This window comes from Pseudomonas sichuanensis (assembly GCF_003231305.1).
Classification (GTDB): domain Bacteria; phylum Pseudomonadota; class Gammaproteobacteria; order Pseudomonadales; family Pseudomonadaceae; genus Aquipseudomonas; species Aquipseudomonas sichuanensis.
This window is the reverse complement of sequence record NZ_QKVM01000037.1, coordinates 1-19,444: the sequence shown is the minus strand read 5'-3', so window position 1 is coordinate 19,444 and position 19,444 is coordinate 1. Positions and strand designations below refer to the sequence as shown.

The following is a 19,444-nucleotide window of genomic DNA, read 5'->3' as shown; positions in this document are numbered from 1 at the left end:
TCGTTCTTATCAACCAGGCACTTCCCGGCGGAAGTGCCCGCATGGGCAATTTTTCAACATGTCAGTCTTCACCCCTGTGTCCCGGCCTGAGCTGGAAACCTTTCTGGCGCCCTACGAGCTGGGCCGTCTGCTCGACTATCAGGGCATTGCCGCCGGCACCGAGAACAGCAATTTCTTCGTCAGCCTGGAACAAGGGGAATACGTGCTGACACTGGTCGAGCGTGGGCCGGTGGAAGACATGCCGTTCTTCATCGAGCTGCTCGATGTGCTGCACACAGCCGACATGCCCGTGCCCTATGCCCTGCGCGATCGCGACGGCAATGGCCTGCGCGAGCTGTGCGGCAAACCGGCACTGCTGCAGCCGCGGCTGTCGGGCAAGCACGTGAAAGCGCCGAACAACCAGCACTGCGCCCAGGTGGGTGAATTGCTTGCACATATCCACCTGGCAACCCGCGAGCACACCATCGAGCGCCGCACCGACCGTGGCCTGGACTGGATGCTGGCGTCCGGTGCCGAGCTGCTGCCGGGCTTGAACCCCGAGCAGGCGCAACTGCTGCAACCGGCGCTGGACGAGATCACCGCGCACAAGGCGCAGATCCTCGCCTTGCCCAAGGCCAACCTGCACGCCGACCTGTTCCGCGACAACGTGATGTTCGAAGGCACCCACCTGACCGGTGTGATCGACTTCTACAACGCCTGCTCCGGGCCAATGCTGTATGACATCGCCATCACCGTGAACGACTGGTGCCTGGACGAGCACAGCGGCCTCGACCTGCCCCGCGCCCAGGCGCTGCTGGGGGCCTACGCGGCGCTGCGGCCATTCACGGCGGCCGAAGCCGAACTGTGGCCGCAGATGTTGCGCCTGGCGTGCGTGCGCTTCTGGCTATCGCGGCTGATTGCCGCGCAGGCGTTTGCCGGGATGGACGTGATGATCCATGACCCACGCGAGTTCGAAGTACGCTTGGCGCAGCGCCAGCAGGTGGCGCTGAAGCTGCCGTTCGCTCTGTAAACCGTGGGAGCGGGCTTGCCCCGCGATGGCGGTAGCAACTTCACCATCGCTATCGCGGGGCAAGCCCGCTCCCACGAGGGTCACAGCTGTTCCAGGCAGCCCGCCAGATCGCCACCCAGTTTCTCCAGCAAGCGCTCGTAGCCCTTGGCGTCCACCGGATCGGTGCCGCCCAGGGCATCCAGCTCGGCCAGGCGTACCGGCAGCCCCGCCGTCAGCGTCTCGGCCAGGCGCGGGCGCAGCGGCGGCTCGCTGAACACACACGTCTTGCCCACTTCCTGCAGGCGCTTGCGCATCGCGGCGACGTGCTGCGCACCCGGCTGCACTTCGGCAGCGACACTGAACACGCCGGTGTGCTTGAGGCCATAGTTGGCCTCGAAGTAGTCGAACGCTTCGTGGAATACGAAATACGGCTTGCCGGCGATCCCGGCCACGCGCTGCTTGATGCGCAGGTCCAGGGCATCCAGGCGCTCGACGAAGGCTTTCAGGTTGCCCTGGTAACGGGCCGCATTGGCCGGGTCGGCCGCCGCCAGGTCAGCGGCCATCTTCGTCGCGATCACCCGCGCGTTGGCCGACGACAGCCACAGATGGGCATCGAGGCTGCCCGGGCGGTGGTCATGGTCGTGATCGTCGTGGTCGTCTTCGTCGTGAGAGTGGCTGTCCTCACCGAAATGACGCAGTTGCATGCCAGCCAGCGACTGCACGGCCACGGTGGGCTTGCTGCGGCTACCCAGCACGCGGGGCAGGAAGTTCTCCATGTCCGGGCCGATCCAGTACAGAAGGTCGGCATCGCCAACCTTGCGCACGTCAGACGGGCGCAGTGCGTAGTGATGCGGGGAGGCACCCGGCGGCAGCAGCACATCCGGGCTGCCAACACCGTCCTGCACCGCAGCGGCAATCTGCTGCAGGGGCTTGATGCTGGTCAGCACGCGCACGTCGGCCTGGGCCGAACAGGCGATGAAAGCGACAAACAGGGCAAGGAATCGGGACACGGTGGGTACTCGGCTCGTCAGAAACAGGTAACATAATAACGTCTCCATCCTGAACCGTCGCTGCCCATGTCCATCACGCCGCTGGCCCACCGCCCCCATGATCACTCCCACTGCGTGCACAGCGCACTGGCCGAGGCCGACACGTTGTGCACCCGACAGGGCCTGCGCCTGACCGCCTTGCGCCGCCGCGTGCTGGAGCTGGTGTGGCAGAGCCACAAGCCGCTGGGTGCCTACGACATCCTCGCCGTGCTGAGCGAGCAGGATGGCCGCCGTGCGGCGCCGCCGACCGTGTACCGCGCCCTCGACTTCCTGCTCGACAACGGCCTGGTGCACCGCATCGCCTCGCTCAACGCCTTCATCGGCTGCAGCCACCCCGAGCACGCGCACCAAGGCCAGTTCCTGATCTGCCGCGAGTGCCACGTGGCCATCGAGCTGGAGCAGGACAGCATTAGCGACGCGATCATCGCCAGCGCCAAGGGCGTGGGCTTCAGCGTCGAAACCCAGACCGTGGAAATCGTCGGCCTGTGCGCCAACTGCCGGGGCGCGGCATGAGCGACGCCCTGATCCGCCTTGAGCAGGTCGGCGTCAGCTTCGGTGGTGAAGCGGTGCTCGACAGCATCGACCTGGCGGTGGCACCGAAACAGATCGTCACCCTGATCGGCCCCAACGGTGCCGGCAAGACTACCTTGGTGCGCGCCGTGCTGGGGCTGCTCAAGCCGCACCGCGGCAAGGTCTGGCGCAAGCCCAAGCTGCGCATCGGCTACATGCCGCAGAAAATCCAGGTAGACCCGACGCTGCCTCTGTCGGTGCTGCGCTTTCTGCGCCTGGTGCCCGGGGTAGACCGCGCGGCAGCCTTGTCGGCGCTGCAGGAAGTCGGTGCCGAGCAGGTGATCGACAGCCCGATCCAGACCATCTCCGGCGGTGAAATGCAGCGTGTGCTGCTGGCCCGCGCACTGCTGCGCGAGCCCGAGCTGCTGGTGCTGGACGAGCCGGTGCAGGGGGTCGACGTGGTCGGCCAGACCGAGCTCTACAACCTCATCACCCGTCTGCGCGATCGCCATGGCTGCGGCGTGCTGATGGTCAGCCACGATCTGCACCTGGTGATGAGCACCACCGACCAGGTGGTCTGCCTCAACCGCCACGTCTGCTGCTCGGGCCACCCGGAGCAGGTCAGCGGCGACCCGGCCTTCGTCGAGCTGTTCGGCCAGAACGCCAAGAGCCTGGCCGTCTACCACCACCATCACGATCACAGCCACGACCTGCACGGCGCAGTGATCGCCCCTGGCGCCCATGTTCACGGAGAGCACTGCAAGCATGGCTGATTTTCTTCTGTATGCCTTGCTTGCCGGCCTGTCGCTGGCGCTGGTGGCCGGCCCCCTCGGTTCGTTCGTGGTGTGGCGGCGCATGGCCTATTTCGGCGACACCTTGTCCCATGCCGCGCTGCTCGGCGTGGCGCTGGGCCTGGCCCTGGATGTCAGCCCGGCGCTGGCGGTGACGGTCGGCTGCCTGTTGCTGGCGATCCTGCTGGTGACGCTGCAGCAGCGCCAGCCGCTGGCGTCCGACACCCTGCTCGGCATCCTCGCCCCCAGCACCCTGTCGCTGGGGCTGGTGGCGCTGAGCTTCATGCACGACGTGCGCATCGACCTGATGGCCTACCTGTTCGGTGACCTGCTGGCGATCAGCACCACCGACCTGGGCTGGATCCTCGGCGGCAGCGCGCTGGTGCTGGTGCTGCTGGCGATGTTCTGGCGCCCCTTGCTGGCCGTCACCGTGCATGAGGAGCTGGCGATGGTCGAGGGGCTGCCCGTGGCGGGCCTGCGCCTGGCGTTGATGCTGCTGATCGCCGTAGTGATCGCGGTAGCGATGAAGATTGTCGGCGTGCTGCTGATCACCTCGTTGCTGATCATCCCGGCGGCCGCGGCACAGCGTCACGCCCGCTCACCGGAGCAGATGGCCCTGGGCGCCAGCCTGCTGGGGGTCACGGCCGTGTGCGCAGGGCTGGCCATGTCCTGGTTCAAGGACACCCCCGCCGGGCCGTCGATCGTGGTCTGCGCGGCAGTGCTATTCTTGCTGAGCCTGGCGTTGCCAAAGCGCTGAAAAATCAGGCTGCGAACCAACGCAGCCTGCAACCTTTTCGCAGGTTCAAGGTCAACCAGACCTATTTTCGAGCGTGCGCACCTGGGTGTAGACTTGCTCGCTTTTTGCGCAAATAGAGAGTCGCAGGAATGAAGCCGTTCGCCTCACGTTATCTGCTTGTTGCCGCGTTTTCCCTGTTCCTGACGGCCTGCGCCAGCACGCCCGCCGAGCAGCCGGCCGCGCCTGCCCAACCGGATGCCTGGCAGCAGCTGGAGCAGAACATTGCCAGCAATGAGCTGGCCACCGCCGAAGATCAACTGGCCGCCCTGCAGGCCCAGGCACCCGACGATGCGCGCCTGGAGCCCCACCAGCGTCAGCTGGCCGAAGCCTATCTGCGCCGCAGCCAGATCGTCCTGCAGAAAGGCGATGTGAATGCCGCCGCCACCGCGCTGGCCCGCGCTCGTGCACTGATGCCGCAAGCCCCGGCCGTGACCGGTGGCGACACCATGGCCCAGGCACGCAAGGCCGAGCTGGAAAAAGCCGAGGCTGCCCTCAAGGCCGCTGCGGCACAACCCAAGGCCCGGCTGCTCGACCCGACTGCCCCGAGCACCGTGATCGCCCTGAAGACCACCGACAGCCGCGCCCTGCGCCGCCAGCTCGATGACATCGCCGCCGACGTGGTGAACTACCAGTGCGACGTGGTGTTCCAGGTGCCCCGCACCGAGGATGCGCCCTGGCTCAAGACGCTGCTGCACAAGCGCGTGCACAAGCTCGACAGTGATTTCGTGCTGAACCAGAAGCACGAGATCCAGCGTTCGTTGCCGGCGCAGGTGGTATTGATCCCCCATCAGCAGTGAATCAATCGCGGGGCAAGCCCGCTCCCACGCTGGATAACGCGTGGGAGCGGGCTTGCCCCGCAATGCTCTGCCTAGGCCGGCACAGACTCGGCAGCCGCCTCCCGCACCCACACCCGGTGCCCTTCAACAGCCTTGAAGAACTGCTCGAACACCTTCTGCTGATCCCCCAGCAGCAACCCCGCATCCTCCTTCAACCCCAATGTGTTCAACAGCAGCTTGCCGTCCACGGCCAACCCCATGGGCTTGAGGTGCTTGTAAGCCTCCAGCAGAAAATGCCGGGCCACACCGCTGCTGTGCAGCGCTTCAAGCGAAGCCTTGCCGGCCGGCACCCACACCCCGTCGAACATGACCGACGGCATGCCCTCCATCGCGGCATCCACCGGCAACAGCTGGCCATCGGCGGTTTTCACCGGCGCCGAAGTCGGCCCCAGCAACACGGGCCGGGCACTCTGCGCCTCCAGGGCCTTGACAACCTTGTCGACGCTCGCGCCGTCCACCCCATTGGCCACCAGCACGGCGACCTTGCGCCCCTTGATACCGATGCTCCCCGGGTGATTCATCTGGCTCAAAGCCTTTGACTGCGCTGGCTTGCCGGCTTTTACCTTGACCGTCCCCGCCTTGGGCGCCGGCAGCCCGAGGTTGCTTGCCACCGCCGCTGCCAGCTTCAGATCGATGTTGGCGAGTATTTCGTTCACCTCCCGCACCCGGATCGCTTCACGCTCCACCTTGCCCAGCTCGAAGCTGTAGGCCTTGATGATGTGCTGCTGCTCGCTCGCGCTCATGCTCTGGAAGAACAGCCGTGCCTGGGAAAAGTGGTCAGCGAACGACGCACTACGCTCGCGGATCTTGTTCGCATCGATGCGTTCCTGATAACTCTCGAAGCCACCTTGCCGTGCAGCGGCCGGGGTCTCTTTCGGCCAGCCACCATCGATACTGTTCGGCTCGTAGGCGGCGCGGCCCTTGTCGAGGGTCATGCGGTGCATGGCATCGCGCTGGCTGCTGTGGTTGGGCGCGATTGGCCGGTTGATTGGGATTTCGTGGAAGTTCGGCCCACCGAGGCGGCTGATCTGCGTGTCGGTGTAGGAGAACAGCCGGCCCTGCAGCAAGGGGTCGTTGCTGAAATCGATGCCCGGCACGATATGCCCGGGGCAAAAGGCAACCTGCTCAACCTCGGCAAAGAAGTTGTCGGGGTTGCGATCGAGCACCATCTTGCCCAGCGGGGTCACCGGTACCAGCTCCTCAGGGATCAGCTTGGTCGGGTCGAGCAGGTCGAACCCGAACCTGTGTTCATCGGCCTCGGAAACGACCTGCACGCCCAGCTCCCATTCAGGGCAATTGCCGGTCTCGATGGCCTCCCACAGGTCGCGGCGGTGGTAATCGGCGTCCTTGCCGGCCAGCTTCTGTGCCTCGTCCCACAGCAGCGAATGCACGCCCTGGCGAGGTTTCCAGTGGAACTTGACGAAGCTGGCCACGCCGTCGGCATTGACCAGGCGGAAGGTGTGCACGCCAAAGCCCTCCATCATTCGCAGGCTACGCGGGATGGCGCGGTCGGACATGGCCCAGATGACCATGTGCGCCGTCTCCGGCACCAGCGAGACGAAGTCCCAGAACGTGTCATGGGCCGAGCCGCCGGTGGGCATCTCGTTGTGCGGCTCGGGCTTCACCGCGTGCACGAAGTCGGGGAACTTGATCGCGTCCTGGATGAAGAACACCGGCATGTTGTTGCCGACCAGGTCGAAGTTGCCTTCGTCGGTGTAGAACTTCACCGCAAAGCCGCGCACATCACGCACGGTATCGCCCGAACCACGCGGCCCCTGCACGGTGGAAAAACGCACGAATACCGGGGTGATCTTCTCCGGGTCCTGCAGGAAGCCGGCCTTGGTCAGCTCGGCATGGCAGCCATAGCATTGAAAGTAGCCATGGGCGCCGGCGCCCCGAGCATGGACGATACGTTCGGGGATGCGCTCATGGTCGAAGTGGGTGATCTTCTCGCGCATGATGAAGTCTTCGAGCAACGACGGCCCGCGCGCGCCTGCCTTGAGGCTGTTCTGGTTGTCGGCGACCTTGACGCCCTGGTTGGTGCGCAGCGCCTGCCCCGTGGCATCGCTGCGAAACGCTTCCAGGCTCTGCAACTTGGCATTGGTATTGGCCCGGTCGGGAGTGTCGGTGCCCGCTACCTGGCTTTCACGCGGCTGCGGCGCTTTCTTGCTGGCCATGTTCGGCTCTCCTCATCAGTCTTCAGGCTGCCCGTACGGGCTTGTTCAACTAGTGACTGGGAGGCCTTGGCGAGCGTTCAATCAGGATTGCCGGTTGTCGCGTTATGCCCAACGGATTGGACAGATCACAAATAAATGCTAAGAACGCCTATGGGAAAAGGCTAAAATGCGCGACCCCAGCTAACCGCTGACCCAAATTCCATGCGCCCCACAAGGTTCGCTCAGTGATCGAGTTTCAAAACGTCCATAAGACCTACCGCGTCGCCGGTAGGGATATCCCGGCCCTGAACCCGACCAGCCTGACCATCGAAGATGGCCAGGTGTTCGGCCTGATCGGCCACTCCGGCGCCGGCAAGAGCACCATGCTGCGCCTGATCAACCGCCTCGAGGCCCCGAGCGGCGGCAAGATCATCGTCGACGGTGAAGACGTCACCGCCTTCGATGCCAACCAGCTGCGCCGCTTCCGCCAGCAGGTCGGGATGATCTTCCAGCACTTCAACCTGCTGGCCTCCAAGACCGTTGCCGACAACGTCGCCCTGCCGCTGGTACTGGCGGGCGAGCTGCCCCGTGCCGCGATCGACAAGCGCGTGAGCGAGCTACTGGCCCGCGTCGGCCTTTCCGAGCACGCCAAGAAGTACCCGGCACAGCTGTCGGGCGGGCAAAAGCAGCGCGTCGGCATTGCCCGCGCCCTGTCCACCAACCCCAAGATCCTGCTGTGCGACGAGGCCACCAGTGCCCTCGACCCGCAAACCACCGCCTCGGTGCTGCAACTGCTGGCCGAGATCAACCGCGAACTGAAGCTGACCATCGTGCTGATCACCCACGAGATGGACGTGATCCGCCGGGTCTGCGACCGCGTGGCGGTGATGGATGCCGGGCAGATCGTCGAGCACGGCCCGGTGGCCGAGGTGTTCCTGCACCCACAGCACGCCACCACCAAGCGCTTTGTCCAGGAAGACGAGCAGGTCGACGAGAACGACCAGCGCGACGACTTCGCCCATGTGCCGGGGCGCATCGTGCGCCTGACCTTCCAGGGCGATGCCACCTATGCACCGCTGCTGGGCACCGTGGCCCGCGAAACCGGGGTCGACTACAGCATCCTTGCCGGGCGCATCGACCGCATCAAGGACATCCCCTATGGCCAGCTGACCCTTGCCCTGATCGGCGGGGACATGGACGCGGCATTCGCCCGCTTCACTGCAGCTGACGTACATATGGAGGTACTGCGTTGATGGACGCCCTGAATTTCTTCGCCAACGTCGACTGGGCCGAAATCTGGCTGGCCACCGGCGACACCCTGATCATGCTGTTCACTTCGCTGGTCTTCACCGTGCTGCTGGGCCTGCCCCTGGGCGTGCTGCTGTTCCTGTTCGGGCCACGGCAGATGTTCGAGCACAAGCAGATCTATGCGGTGATGGCGACCATCGTCAACATCGTGCGCTCGCTGCCGTTCATCATCCTGCTGATCGTGATGATCCCCGCCACGGTGCTGATCACCGGCACCTCGCTGGGCGTCGCCGGGGCCATCCCGCCGCTGGTGGTGGGGACCACGCCATTCTTCGCACGCCTGGTGGAAACCGCGCTGCGCGAAGTGGACCGCGGCATCATCGAAGCGACCCAGTCGATGGGCGCCACCACCCGCCAGATCATCTTCAAGGCGGTGCTGCCTGAAGCCATGCCGGGCATCATCGCCGCCACCACCGTCACCGCCATCACCCTGGTGTCCTACACGGCCATGGCCGGTGTGGTTGGCGCCGGTGGCCTGGGCGACCTGTCGATCCGCTTCGGTTATCAGCGTTTCCAGACCGATGTGATGATCGTCACCGTGGTGCTGCTGGTCATCCTGGTTCAAGTCCTGCAGATGATCGGCGACAAACTGGTCGTGCATTTTTCCCGTAAGTAACCCCAATGGGGTCGGCCCGGCCGACCCGTTCGGGGGCCGTCGCGGCCCTCACAAGGAGTGATCAATGAAGAAGCTGCTTGCTGTTGTCGCCGCCGTCGCGGCCTTCTCGGCCCACGCCGAAACCCTGACCGTCGCCGCCACCCCGGTGCCGCACGCCGAGATCCTCAACTTCGTCAAACCGCAACTGGCGAAAGAGGGCGTGGAGCTGAAGGTCAAGGAGTTCACCGATTACATCCAGCCGAACGTGCAGGTGGCCGAAAAGCGCCTGGACGCCAACTTCTTCCAACACCAGCCGTACCTGGATGAGTTCAACAAGGCCAAGAAGACTGACCTGGTCAGCGTCACCGGTGTGCACATCGAGCCGCTGGGCGTGTACTCGGCCAAGGTCAAGAAGCTCGACGAGCTGGCCTCCGGCGCCACCGTGGTCATCCCCAACGACGCCACCAACGGCGGCCGCGCCCTGCTGCTGCTGGACAAGGCCGGCGTGATCAAGCTCAAGGACAACAAGAACATCCTGTCGACCGTGAAAGACATCACCGGCAACGACAAGGGCCTGAAATTCCGTGAGCTGGAAGCGGCCACCATTCCGCGCGTGCTGACCCAGGTCGATGCGGCCCTGATCAACACCAACTACGCGCTGGAAGCCAAGCTCAACCCTGAGAAGGACGCGCTGGCCATCGAAGGCAGCGACTCGCCGTACGTGAACATCCTGGTTGCCCGCCCGGACAACAAAGACTCCGACGCCATGAAGAAACTGGCTGCGGCGCTGCACTCGCCTGAGGTGAAGCAGTTCATCACCGAGAAGTACAAAGGCGCTGTGGTGCCGGCGTTCTGATCAAAGCCTGAAACAATCGCGGGGCAAGTCGCGGCGGTGCGCCGCTGCGACTTGCCCCGCGATGTTTTCAAGCCTCGATCAATCCCGCTTGACCAACCCCGGCAACTGCGCCACCAGCTTCTGGTTATTGAACGGCGCACGAATGAACCCGCGCTGACGCCCATCCGGCCCCACGACCGCCAGGTTGCCGCTGTGATCCACGGTGTAGCCCGGCTTGCTGGTATCGGCCGGAATGAACGGAATGCTCAGGCCGTTGGCCAGCTTCTGGGTATCCTCGATAGTCCCCGCCACCCCGACGAAATCCTTGTCGAAATAGCCCAGGTACTGCTTGAGCTGGTTCGGCGTGTCGCGGTGCGGATCAACGCTCACCAGTACCACCTGCAAGCGGTCCCACGCCTCTTTCGGCAGTTCGCTCTTCACCTGGCGCAGCTGGGCGAGGGTGGTCGGGCAGATGTCCGGGCAGTAGGTGTAGCCGAAGAACAGCAGCGACCACTTGCCCTTGAGCTGATCCATCGCAACGGGCTGGCCATTCTGGTCGGTCATCGACACATCCGGCACGGTGCGGCTTTGCGGCAGCAGGATGATGCCGGCATCGATCAGTTCAGTGGGGTTCAACTGCCCCCGGTCACTGAGCACCTTGTTGACGGTCAGGCCCATGATCAGCGCGACCAGGGCAACAAGGATGAATACGGTTTTCTGGGTTCGAGTCATAGGTTCAGCAACAAGTAGTGGTCAACGAGCAGGGCGATGAACAGGGCGAACAGGTAGCCGATAGAGTACTTGAACGTATTGATCGCCGCGTGCGGCCGGGTGCCACGGTACAACACCCAGGCCCAGTGCAGGAAGCGCAGGCCCAGCCCCAGGGCGCAGGCCAGGTACAACGGCCCGCTCATGTGGATGGCGTAAGGCAGCAGGCTCACCGCCAGTAAAATCAAGGTGTACAGCAGGATATGCAAGGCGGTGTAACGCTCGCCGTGGGTTACCGGCAGCATCGGAATATCCGCTTTTTCGTACTCGCCCCTGCGGTGAATGGCCAGGGCCCAGAAATGCGGTGGGGTCCAGGCGAAGATGATCAGCACCAGCAACAGCGGCTCGGCACTCACATGCCCGCTGACCGCCACCCACCCCAGCAGCGGCGGGGCCGCGCCGGCCAGCCCGCCGATCACGATGTTCTGCGGCGTGGCACGCTTGAGAAAGCCGGTGTAGAGCACCGCATAGCCCAGCAGCGAGGCCAGGGTCAGCCAGGCAGTCAGTGCATTGGTGAAGGCCAGCAGCAACCCCATCCCCGACATCGCCAGCAGCGTGGCGAAGCACAGCGCCGGCAGCGGCGCCACCCGGCCCTGGGCCAACGGGCGCTTATGGGTGCGGGCCATCAGCGCATCGATGCGCCGGTCCAGCACATGGTTGACCACCGCCGCGCCGCCCGCGCACAGGGCGATGCCCAGGTTGCCGAACAGCAGCACGCTCCAGGCCACGCCGGCACGGGTGGCGAGGAACATGCCCACCAGTGAGGTGATCAGCATCAGCACCACCACCTTGGGCTTGGTCAGCTCCAGATAGTCGCGCCAACCGGCGCGCTGTCGCTCAGCGCTCAGAAGCGTCGCCACGAATCGTTCCTCATGTGATGGGTGAGGCCCACGCCGGTGACCGGGGTCAGGCGCCAACCTTGGCCTACGCGCACCTTGTCGGCCACGCGGATGCGGTAGTTCACCAGCACCATGCTCAACAGCAGCAGGGCGCCGCCGGCGTTATGCGCCACCGCCACGGCCAGCGGCAGGTGCAGCAGCACGTTGCTGATGCCCAGGCTCAATTGCAGCCCCAGGGCCAGCAACACCAGGCGCGCCAGGCCGCCCAGGCCATGGCGCTGGAGCTTCCAGCTGAGCAGCAGCAGCACCGCCGTCACCAGCAACGCGCCCAGGCGATGGCTGATATGGATCGCCGTGCGCGCATCGCTGTCCAGCTGCCCGCCCAGGTAGTTGGGGCCGACATGCTGGGTAAGGTGGAAGCCGTTGCTGAAGTCCGCCGCCGGCCACCACTGGCCATGGCAGGTGGGCAGGTCGATACAGGCCACCGCCGCATAGTTGGCACTCACCCAACCCCCCAGGGCGATCTGGCCGATCACCACCAGCAAGGCCAGGGCGGCTATCCGGCGCAGGCTCAAAGGCAATTTAGGGAGTGGCGCAAAGGCCCGGGATAGACGCAGGGATAGCAGGAAAAGCAGGCTCAGGGTGGTGAACCCGCCAAGCAGGTGCGCGGTGACCACCTGCGGCCACAACTTGAGCGTCACCGTCCACATGCCGAAGGCCGCCTGGGCCAGGACCACCGCCAGCAACAGCAGCGGCAGACGATAAGGCTGGCCATCGCGGGCATGCCGGCGCACGGCCTGGAAGGCGAGCAGGGCGATCACCAGCGCCAGGCTGCCGGCGAAGTAGCGGTGGGTCATTTCGGCCCAGCCCTTGGCCTCTTCCACCGGGTGCTCGGGGAAGTGCAGTTCGGCGTGGGCCAACTGCGCCTCGCTCTTGGGCACGCCGATGAAGCCGTAACAACCCGGCCAGTCGGGGCAACCGAGGCCGGCGTGGGTCAGGCGGGTGTAGGCACCGAGCAACACCACCAACAACGCCAGCAGGGTGGCGAACACGGCAAGGCGAAATCCTGGTCTGGCCATGGCAGGCTCCTAGCCAATGTTGGACAGCTTGAGCAGGTGGCGCAGGTCGTCCAGCACTTTCTTGCCGTTGACCTTGGCGTCGTAGCGCAGCACCAGGTTGCCGTGGGGGTCGACGATCCACAGCTGCGGGCCGGGCTCGCCGACCTGCTGCTGGTAGCGCTGGCTATCCAGCGGGTAGCGTTGCAGCTGCGGATATTCACGACCGAGCACAGCCTGGTAATCCGCATCGAGCGCCTGCGCGGCGGCCAGGGCATGGCTGGCGCGGCTGGCGTCACGGCCCAGGCCCACCTGGATCTGCCGAGCCAGGTACACCAGCTGGCGGCAGTCCTCGGCGCAGGCCTGCGGAGTGCTGACCAACAGCTGCCAGCGCTCGTCCTGGGCATCGATGCCAATGTCGGCGCGGCTCTGGCCATTGCCGATCATCACCCCATGGAAGCTGCGCCCCTCCGGCACCCAGAACTGCAGTTTGTACATGCTGGTGGCGAGGATCATCGGCCCCAGCACGACGAACAGGATCAACAGCAGCTGCAAGCGCCCGCGGGCCTTGCGCCCTTCAGGCACGTTCAGTGGACTCGTGGCGGCGGCCATGGCGATTCTCCTTGTTGTGGTTGTGCCAGCCGAAATACAGGTAAAGCAGCACCAGCGTGGTGGCCAGGGCAAACCACTGCACGGCATAGCCCAGGTGCTTTTCCGGGCCCATGGCGACCACCGGCCAACCCAGTCGGTAGCTGGCCGGCCCAGGCTCCAGGCGCAGTTCGTGGGCGAAGCCTTCACGCCCCAGCAGTTGCCAGAGCCCGGCCGGGTCGACGGCGGTCAGCAGATGCGGCCACTGGCCGCCGGCGGGGTCGGGGTGCAACTGGAAGGTCTTGCCGGGTGCCACATAGACCGAGGCATCCAGTGCCAGGGCTTGATCGGGTGTGACGAACTGCACCGGCACACGCCGATCGGGCCAGGGCAACCAGCCGCGATTGACCAGCAGCCACTGGCCGCTGGCCTGGTCGTGGAAGGGCTGCAGCAGTTCGACGCCGGCCTGGCCGTCGCGCATCTGGTTGTCCAGCAGCAGACTGTGGCGGGCGTCGAAACGGCCATAAAGGTGCACTCGGTAGAAGGCAGGGTCCGGCAACTGGGCAAGCTGAGCGGCGGCCAGTGGCGCCTCCACCTGGCGTTCGGCGTAGCTGTCCATCAGGGCGCGCTTGTCGTCGGCCCGGCCCAGCTGCCAGAAGCCAAGCGCGATCAGCCCCGGCAGCAGCGCAAGCACCACCAGGGTCGGGATCCAGCCGGGGCGAAACGGCTTCACCGTGGCCCCGCAAGGTCGAACGCTATACTTGCACTCATCACCGCATCCCCCCGGAGTCTCGTCATGCTCAAGGCCGCGATAGTCCTGATGCTGCTGGCCACCGTCGCCAGCCTGTTCAGTGGCCTGGTGTTTTTGGTCAAGGACGACGACCAGTCGACCCGGCTGCTCAAAGCCCTCACCCTGCGTGTCACCCTGGCGGCCCTGACCATCGGGCTGGTGGCCTGGGGCTTGATCAGTGGGCAGTTGGTGTCACACGCGCCGTTCTGAACACTTCATTCACCCGTGGGAGCGGGCTTGCCCCGCGATTGCAATCGCGGGGCAAGCCCGCTCCCACGGGGCCTTCGTTCTATAGAACGTAAACAAAGATGAACAACCCCACCCAGACCACGTCGACGAAGTGCCAGTACCAGCTGGCGGCCTCGAATCCGAAGTGCTTCTCCGGGTTGAAGTGCCCGCGCAGAATGCGCACGAACATCACGATCAGGATGATCGTGCCCAAGGTCACGTGCGCACCGTGGAAGCCGGTCAGCATGAAGAACGTCGCGCCATAGATCCCCGACCCCAGCGTCAGCCCCAGCTTGGTATAAGCCTCGTGGTACTCGTAGGCCTGCAACGTGATGAAGCTGATACCCAGGAGAATGGTCAGCGCCATCCAGAATTTCAGCGGTCCACGGTGCCCCTTGCGCAAGGCATGGTGGGCAATGGTGATGGTCACGCTGGAGCTCACCAGCAGGATGGTGTTGATCAGCGGCAGGTGCCACGGGTCGATGACCTCTTTAGGCGGCGGGAACAGTTTCGGGTCTGGCGTGTGCAGCAGCGGCCAGGCGAACTCGAAACTGGGCCAGAGCATGTGCGCCACGCCCTTGGCCCCTTCGCCGCCCAGCCACGGCCCGGCCAGCACGCGCACGTAGAACAGCGCGCCGAAGAAGGCCATGAAGAACATCACCTCGGAAAAGATGAACCAGCTCATGCCCCAGCGGAACGAGCGGTCCATCTGCGCGCTGTACAACCCGGCATGACTCTCCTTGACCACCGCGCCGAACCAGCCGAACAGCATGTACGCCAGGAACAGCGCACCGACGAAGAAGATCAGCGGCCCGTGGGATTCCGGGTGGCCGGCCTTCAGGTCGTTGAACCAGGTGCCCAGGCCGAACACCGTGATGAACATGCCGATCGTGGCGATGATCGGCCACTTGCTCTGCGCCGGTACGTAGTAATGCTCGTGGCTTGCCATGACGTATCTCCTTCCCTCAACGGGCGCCCTCGGTCGCGGCTTGGGCGACCGGGGGGTGGCGAGCGGTGATGTCGAACAAGGTGTAGGCCAGGGTCAGGTGTTTCACCGAATCCGGCAGGTCGCGGTCGACGATGAAGCGCACCGGCATCTCGATGCGCTCGCCAGGCTGCAGCACCTGCTGGGTGAAGCAGAAGCATTCGGTCTTGTGGAAATACGCCGCCGCCTCGGCCGGGGTGATGCTGGGGATGGCCTGGGCGCTCATCGGGTGCTTGGTCGGGTTGCGGGCAATGAAGATCATCTGGTTCACCGCACCCGGGTTGACCTCGATCTGGTCGGCGCTGGAGTGGAACTCCCAGCTCATGTCGCCCGCGTTGGTCGACATGAACTGCACCCGCACCGAACGCGTCGGGTCGCTGACCTGACTGCCCTCGTACTGCCCGCCGGTCTTGCCGTTGATGCCGAAGGCCTTGCACATCACGTCATAGATCGGCACCAGGGCAAAGCCGAAGGCGAACATCACCACGGTCAGCATGACCAGGCGGGTGACCAGGCGGCGCAGCGACAGGCCGTCCATGGGCGCGCTCCTACTTCACTTCCGGCGGAGTCTGGAAGGTGTGGTAGGGCGCCGGCGACGGTATCGACCACTCCAGCCCCTCGGCACCGTCCCACGGCTTGGCCGGCGCCGGCGCGCCGCCACGGATGCACTTGATGACGATGAACAGGAAGAAGATCTGCGTGGCGCCGAACATGAACGCGCCGATCGACGAGACCATGTTGAAGTCGGCGAACTGCAGGTTGTAGTCGGGGATCCGCCGGGGCATGCCGGCCAGGCCGACGAAATGCATGGGGAAGAAGGCCATGTTCATGCCGATGAACGACAGCCAGAAGTGCAACTTGCCCAAGGTCTCGTCGTACATGTGCCCGGTCCACTTCGGCAGCCAGTAATAGGCCGAGGCGAAGATCCCGAAGATCGCCCCGGGCACCAGCACGTAGTGGAAGTGCGCCACCACGAAGTAGGTGTCGTGGTACTGGAAGTCCGCCGGTGCGATGGCCAGCATCAGCCCGGAGAACCCGCCGATGGTGAACAGGATGACGAAGGCGATGGCGAACAGCATCGGCGTCTCGAAGGTCAGCGAGCCTTCCCACATGGTGCTGACCCAGTTGAACACCTTCACCCCGGTGGGCACGGCGATCAGCATGGTCGCGTACATGAAGAACAGCTCGCCCACCACCGGGATGCCGACCACGAACATGTGGTGGGCCCAGACGATGAACGACAGAAAGGCGATCGCCCCGGTGGCGTAGACCATCGAGGTGTAGCCGAACAGCGGCTTGCGCGAGAACGCCGGGATGATCGAGCTGACCGCGCCGAACGCCGGCAGGATCATGATGTACACCTCGGGGTGGCCGAAGAACCAGAACACGTGCTGGAACAGCACCGGGTCGCCGCCGCCGGCAGCGCTGAAGAAGCTGGTGCCGAAGTGGATGTCCATCAGCATCATGGTCACCACGCCGGCCAGCACCGGCATCACCGCGATCAGCAGGAACGCGGTGATCAGCCAGGTCCAGACGAACAGCGGCATCTTCATCAGGGTCATGCCCGGGGCACGCAGGTTGAGGATGGTGGCGATCACGTTGATCGCGCCCATGATCGAGCTGATGCCCATCAGGTGGATGGCGAAGATGAAGAAGGTCACGCTGGCCGGGGCGTAGGTGGTTGAAAGCGGGGCGTAGAAGGTCCAGCCGAAATTCGGCCCGCCGCCGGGGCTGAACAGGGTCGAGACCAGCAGCAGGAAGGCCGCCGGCAGCAGCCAGAAGCTGAAGTTGTTCATCCGCGGCAGGGCCATGTCGGGCGCGCCGATCATCAGCGGGATCATCCAGTTGGCCAGGCCTACGAAGGCCGGCATCACCGCGCCGAACACCATGATCAGCCCGTGCATGGTGGTCATCTGGTTGAAGAAGGCCGGCTCGACGATCTGCAGGCCCGGCTGGAACAGCTCGGCACGGATCACCATGGCGAACGAGCCGCCGAGCAGGAACATGGTGAAGGCGAACCACAGGTACATCGTGCCGATGTCCTTGTGGTTGGTGGTCAGCACCCAGCGCATCAGGCCCTTGGCCGGGCCGTGCGCGTGGTCATGGCCGTGGGCGTGGTCGTCGATCACTGCACTCATGTCCTGTCTCCTGCAATCCACTGATTGCCGCGGGTAGCCCGGCTCATTGCGCTTCGGCCTGCTTGAGCGCCAGCACATCCTTCGGCGTGACCATGTCGCCCTTGTTGTTGCCCCAGGCGTTGCGCTCGTAGGTGACCACGGCGGCGATATCGACTTCCGAGAGTTGCTTGCCGAACGCCGCCATGGCGGTGCCGGGCTTGCCGTGGAAGACGATGCTCAGATGGCCTTCCTTCGGCCCGGTGGCGATCTTCGAGCCTTTGAGCGCCGGGAACATCGGCGGCAGGCCCTGGCCCTCGGCCTGGTGACAGGCCACGCAGGTGGTGTGGTAGATCTTGTCGCCGCGCGCCACCAGTTCTTCGAGGGTCCATTCCTTGCTGGTCAGCTCCTTGAGCTTGGCCGCCTCGGCCTTGCGCTCACCGAGCCAGGTGTCGTAGTCGGCCTTGGATTTCACCTCGACCACCACCGGCATGAAGCCGTGGTCCTTGCCGCACAGCTCGGTGCACTGGCCGCGGTAGATGCCGGGCTTCTCGATACGCGTCCAGGCCTCGTTGACGAAGCCGGGGATGGCGTCGCGCTTGACCGCGAAGGCCGGCACCCACCAGGAGTGGATGACATCGGCGGCCGTCACCAGGAAGCGCACCTTGGCGCCCACCGGCAGCACCAGCGGCTGATCGACTTCGAGCAGGTAGTGCTCGTCCTTGGGCGCCTTGTTGTGGATCTGGTCGGCGGGGGTGGCCAGGTTGCTGAAGAACTCGACGTCCTGGCCCAGGTACTTGTAGTGCCACTTCCACTGGTAGCCGGTGACCTGGATATCGATGTCCGAGTCGGTGGCGTCGTAGATGTCGATCAAGGTCTTGGTGGCCGGGATGGCCATGGCCACCAGGATCAGGAAGGGAACGACCGTCCAGAGGATTTCCACCCAGGTGTGCTCGTGGAAATGCGCAGGCTGCTGGCCGGTGGAGCGGCGGTGGATGACCATCGACCAGAACATCGCGCCGAACACCACGATGCCGATGATCACGCAGATCCAGAAGATGGTCATGTGCAGGTCGAAGACGGCGTGGGAGACTTCCGTCGCCCCGGGCGCCATGTTCACGGTCCATGCAGCCTGTGCCTGACCAAACACCGACCACAGCAGGAGGCCCATCCAGACATGTGGATGTCGCATCATTGCGGGTTCCCCTTATCGTTCTTGTAGTCCCGGAGGCGTGGACGACCTGCTACGACAAAGAAGGGTACGGCGGTCAAGACTGCTGACTTCGACGACCGAGCCCCCTGCTAAAGGCAGTCGGGCCTCATCAACGAATCACGTTTCATCGGGAGTATAGACAGCGACCAATGGCGCGCAATGAACACCATCAAATGACTTTCACCAAACCAAACGTTTGCGCTGAAAGCCGCATGGATGCTGGGCTGGGGCACAATGATGGCATATTGATATAGCCAATTTCCTACACGTGTCTCAGTGATATAACAAATGCGTCTTAGCCAATCTCGTAAGCGAGCTAACTTAGTGTCTTCCGTTTGTAACGCCTTGTCCCTGGAGTTGTCATGAACATCGCTGCTGTACGCGAGCAGATTGAAAATGCCCATCAACATGAGAGCCGCACAGGCCAGCTGAAAACCCGTCTCGAGCAGCAATTGCCGCACTTGCATCCTTCGATCCAACTACCCGAGCAGGATGCCCAGGGTACCCTGGCGCGCTTCGTCGGCGCCTATATCAACGAAGTGCCGGAGTTGCTCGAGGCCGCGCACAGCGTGGCCCGCGAGGCCGGCATCGAGTCGCAGATCAAACCGGTGCTGAAAATCGCCGAAGCCTACTTCCTGCAGCCACCCAGCGTGATGGCCGGGCATGTCGGCCTCGACTGCCTGCTGGACGAGGCCTACCTGGCGCATCGTCTGGTGGAGGAGGTCAACGACCTGTACATCCGCCATTTCCAGCAGCCGCTGATTCCGGTGGATACCACGGTGGCCAACGTGATCGCCCATCAACTGATCGGCGAGACCTTTGCCAATCAGCTGGATGAGGTGGTGCACCACTCGGTGGATGAAATGCTCGACGATGAGAGCTTTGCCGTGGAATCGGTGGAGCGCTATCGCGACAAGCTGTCGAGCCCTGAGACCGGGGAGGCGTGGAAGCGCTGGCCTTGCTTGTCTCGCCAGCTGGGCGTGGAGCTGGGCCAGTCGGC

Annotated in this window: 21 protein-coding genes; 10 read left to right on the top strand and 11 right to left on the bottom strand. The window is 64.5% G+C overall.

Features of this window, described 5'->3' with window-relative positions:
- The first annotated feature begins 58 nt into the window (after positions 1 to 58).
- Positions 59 to 1,009: a homoserine kinase gene (locus DM373_RS18810; protein WP_110995017.1), complete on the top strand. Its 951-nt coding sequence runs from the start codon at positions 59 to 61 to the stop codon at positions 1,007 to 1,009.
- 80 nt (positions 1,010 to 1,089) lie between these two features.
- On the opposite strand, the gene DM373_RS18805 is transcribed toward DM373_RS18810, so the two are convergent.
- The gene (locus DM373_RS18805) at positions 1,090 to 2,046 is read right to left on the bottom strand and encodes a zinc ABC transporter substrate-binding protein (protein WP_110995016.1); all 957 of its coding nucleotides are present in this window, start codon (positions 2,044 to 2,046) and stop codon (positions 1,090 to 1,092) included.
- A gap of 18 nt (positions 2,047 to 2,064) precedes the next feature.
- On the opposite strand from DM373_RS18805, the gene zur reads away from it, so the two are divergent.
- The 4 genes from zur (at position 2,065) to DM373_RS18785 (ending at position 4,931) form a co-directional block, all read left to right on the top strand.
- Entirely contained in the window at positions 2,065 to 2,550 is a 486-nt protein-coding gene (zur, locus tag DM373_RS18800; RefSeq protein ID WP_110995015.1) for a zinc uptake transcriptional repressor Zur, read from the top strand.
- On the top strand, positions 2,547 to 3,320 hold the full coding sequence (gene znuC, locus DM373_RS18795) for a zinc ABC transporter ATP-binding protein ZnuC (RefSeq protein ID WP_110995056.1): 774 nt from the start codon (positions 2,547 to 2,549) through the stop codon (positions 3,318 to 3,320). The genes zur and znuC overlap by 4 nt, the downstream gene beginning before the upstream one ends.
- Positions 3,313 to 4,095, top strand: a complete 783-nt coding sequence (znuB, locus tag DM373_RS18790; RefSeq protein ID WP_110995014.1) for a zinc ABC transporter permease subunit ZnuB — start codon at positions 3,313 to 3,315, stop codon at positions 4,093 to 4,095. The genes znuC and znuB overlap by 8 nt, the downstream gene beginning before the upstream one ends.
- Positions 4,096 to 4,223: 128 nt before the next feature.
- Entirely contained in the window at positions 4,224 to 4,931 is a 708-nt protein-coding gene (locus DM373_RS18785; protein ID WP_110995013.1) for a PA5502 family lipoprotein, read from the top strand.
- A gap of 71 nt (positions 4,932 to 5,002) precedes the next feature.
- Here the strand turns inward: DM373_RS18785 and katE are convergent, their stop codons facing one another.
- Positions 5,003 to 7,147 carry a catalase HPII gene (gene katE / locus DM373_RS18780; protein WP_110995012.1) on the bottom strand — a complete coding sequence of 715 codons (2,145 nt, stop codon included), beginning with the start codon at positions 7,145 to 7,147 and terminating at the stop codon, positions 5,003 to 5,005.
- 224 nt (positions 7,148 to 7,371) lie between these two features.
- On the opposite strand from katE, the gene DM373_RS18775 reads away from it, so the two are divergent.
- The 3 genes from DM373_RS18775 (at position 7,372) to DM373_RS18765 (ending at position 9,885) form a co-directional block, all read left to right on the top strand.
- On the top strand, positions 7,372 to 8,379 hold the full coding sequence (locus DM373_RS18775) for a methionine ABC transporter ATP-binding protein (RefSeq protein WP_110995011.1): 1,008 nt from the start codon (positions 7,372 to 7,374) through the stop codon (positions 8,377 to 8,379).
- A complete protein-coding gene (locus DM373_RS18770) occupies positions 8,379 to 9,050 on the top strand; it encodes a methionine ABC transporter permease (protein WP_110995010.1) in 672 nt (223 codons plus the stop codon). The genes DM373_RS18775 and DM373_RS18770 overlap by 1 nt, the downstream gene beginning before the upstream one ends.
- A gap of 64 nt (positions 9,051 to 9,114) precedes the next feature.
- A complete protein-coding gene (locus DM373_RS18765) occupies positions 9,115 to 9,885 on the top strand; it encodes a MetQ/NlpA family ABC transporter substrate-binding protein (protein WP_110995009.1) in 771 nt (256 codons plus the stop codon).
- A 78-nt stretch (positions 9,886 to 9,963) separates the two neighbouring features.
- On the opposite strand, the gene DM373_RS18760 is transcribed toward DM373_RS18765, so the two are convergent.
- The 5 genes from DM373_RS18760 to DM373_RS18740 are packed head-to-tail and all read right to left on the bottom strand — an operon-like array spanning position 9,964 to position 13,847.
- A complete protein-coding gene (locus tag DM373_RS18760) occupies positions 9,964 to 10,596 on the bottom strand; it encodes an SCO family protein (protein WP_110995008.1) in 633 nt (210 codons plus the stop codon).
- Complete coding sequence (gene cyoE / locus DM373_RS18755) at positions 10,593 to 11,492, bottom strand: heme o synthase (protein ID WP_110995007.1); 900 nt, start codon at positions 11,490 to 11,492, stop codon at positions 10,593 to 10,595. Before cyoE ends, DM373_RS18760 begins: the two co-directional genes overlap by 4 nt.
- Positions 11,477 to 12,550, bottom strand: coding sequence for a COX15/CtaA family protein (locus tag DM373_RS18750; RefSeq protein WP_110995006.1), 1,074 nt, complete (start codon positions 12,548 to 12,550; stop codon positions 11,477 to 11,479). Before DM373_RS18750 ends, cyoE begins: the two co-directional genes overlap by 16 nt.
- Positions 12,551 to 12,559: 9 nt before the next feature.
- Entirely contained in the window at positions 12,560 to 13,138 is a 579-nt protein-coding gene (locus tag DM373_RS18745; RefSeq protein ID WP_110995055.1) for a hypothetical protein, read from the bottom strand.
- Entirely contained in the window at positions 13,104 to 13,847 is a 744-nt protein-coding gene (locus DM373_RS18740) for an SURF1 family protein (RefSeq protein WP_110995005.1), read from the bottom strand. The genes DM373_RS18745 and DM373_RS18740 overlap by 35 nt, the downstream gene beginning before the upstream one ends.
- A 63-nt stretch (positions 13,848 to 13,910) precedes the next feature.
- Here DM373_RS18740 and DM373_RS18735 point away from each other — a divergent pair, with 63 nt between their 5' ends.
- Entirely contained in the window at positions 13,911 to 14,114 is a 204-nt protein-coding gene (locus DM373_RS18735) for a twin transmembrane helix small protein (RefSeq protein ID WP_110995004.1), read from the top strand.
- Between the two features lie 79 nt (positions 14,115 to 14,193).
- Here DM373_RS18735 and DM373_RS18730 read toward each other — a convergent pair whose 3' ends face one another.
- The 4 genes from DM373_RS18730 to coxB are packed head-to-tail and all read right to left on the bottom strand — an operon-like array spanning position 14,194 to position 18,426.
- Positions 14,194 to 15,081: a cytochrome c oxidase subunit 3 gene (locus tag DM373_RS18730; protein ID WP_110995003.1), complete on the bottom strand. Its 888-nt coding sequence runs from the start codon at positions 15,079 to 15,081 to the stop codon at positions 14,194 to 14,196.
- Positions 15,082 to 15,097: 16 nt separating this feature from the next.
- Positions 15,098 to 15,655, bottom strand: coding sequence for a cytochrome c oxidase assembly protein (locus tag DM373_RS18725; RefSeq protein WP_110995002.1), 558 nt, complete (start codon positions 15,653 to 15,655; stop codon positions 15,098 to 15,100).
- A 10-nt stretch (positions 15,656 to 15,665) separates the two neighbouring features.
- Positions 15,666 to 17,255, bottom strand: coding sequence for a cytochrome c oxidase subunit I (gene ctaD / locus DM373_RS18720; protein ID WP_110995001.1), 1,590 nt, complete (start codon positions 17,253 to 17,255; stop codon positions 15,666 to 15,668).
- Positions 17,256 to 17,298: 43 nt separating this feature from the next.
- Positions 17,299 to 18,426, bottom strand: coding sequence for a cytochrome c oxidase subunit II (coxB, locus tag DM373_RS18715; protein WP_110995000.1), 1,128 nt, complete (start codon positions 18,424 to 18,426; stop codon positions 17,299 to 17,301).
- A 380-nt stretch (positions 18,427 to 18,806) separates the two neighbouring features.
- Between coxB and DM373_RS18705 the strand changes: the two genes are divergently transcribed.
- The coding region (locus DM373_RS18705; RefSeq protein ID WP_110995054.1) for a hypothetical protein at positions 18,807 to 19,444 on the top strand (638 nt) is incomplete at its 3' end.

Excerpts from the sequence above, each read along its gene's own strand:
- DM373_RS18810 (WP_110995017.1), top strand. The coding sequence starts at position 59 with ATGTCAGTCTTCACCCCTGTGTCCCGGCCTGAGCTGGAAACCTTTCTG.
- DM373_RS18805 (WP_110995016.1), bottom strand. The coding sequence starts at position 2,046 with ATGGAGACGTTATTATGTTACCTGTTTCTGACGAGCCGAGTACCCACC.
- zur (WP_110995015.1), top strand. The coding sequence starts at position 2,065 with ATGTCCATCACGCCGCTGGCCCACCGCCCCCATGATCACTCCCACTGC.
- znuC (WP_110995056.1), top strand. The coding sequence starts at position 2,547 with ATGAGCGACGCCCTGATCCGCCTTGAGCAGGTCGGCGTCAGCTTCGGT.
- znuB (WP_110995014.1), top strand. The coding sequence starts at position 3,313 with ATGGCTGATTTTCTTCTGTATGCCTTGCTTGCCGGCCTGTCGCTGGCG.
- DM373_RS18785 (WP_110995013.1), top strand. The coding sequence starts at position 4,224 with ATGAAGCCGTTCGCCTCACGTTATCTGCTTGTTGCCGCGTTTTCCCTG.
- katE (WP_110995012.1), bottom strand. The coding sequence starts at position 7,147 with ATGGCCAGCAAGAAAGCGCCGCAGCCGCGTGAAAGCCAGGTAGCGGGC.
- DM373_RS18770 (WP_110995010.1), top strand. The coding sequence starts at position 8,379 with ATGGACGCCCTGAATTTCTTCGCCAACGTCGACTGGGCCGAAATCTGG.
- DM373_RS18765 (WP_110995009.1), top strand. The coding sequence starts at position 9,115 with ATGAAGAAGCTGCTTGCTGTTGTCGCCGCCGTCGCGGCCTTCTCGGCC.
- DM373_RS18760 (WP_110995008.1), bottom strand. The coding sequence starts at position 10,596 with ATGACTCGAACCCAGAAAACCGTATTCATCCTTGTTGCCCTGGTCGCG.
- DM373_RS18750 (WP_110995006.1), bottom strand. The coding sequence starts at position 12,550 with ATGGCCAGACCAGGATTTCGCCTTGCCGTGTTCGCCACCCTGCTGGCG.
- DM373_RS18745 (WP_110995055.1), bottom strand. The coding sequence starts at position 13,138 with ATGGCCGCCGCCACGAGTCCACTGAACGTGCCTGAAGGGCGCAAGGCC.
- DM373_RS18735 (WP_110995004.1), top strand. The coding sequence starts at position 13,911 with ATGCTCAAGGCCGCGATAGTCCTGATGCTGCTGGCCACCGTCGCCAGC.
- DM373_RS18730 (WP_110995003.1), bottom strand. The coding sequence starts at position 15,081 with ATGGCAAGCCACGAGCATTACTACGTACCGGCGCAGAGCAAGTGGCCG.
- DM373_RS18725 (WP_110995002.1), bottom strand. The coding sequence starts at position 15,655 with ATGGACGGCCTGTCGCTGCGCCGCCTGGTCACCCGCCTGGTCATGCTG.
- ctaD (WP_110995001.1), bottom strand. The coding sequence starts at position 17,255 with ATGAGTGCAGTGATCGACGACCACGCCCACGGCCATGACCACGCGCAC.
- coxB (WP_110995000.1), bottom strand. The coding sequence starts at position 18,426 with ATGATGCGACATCCACATGTCTGGATGGGCCTCCTGCTGTGGTCGGTG.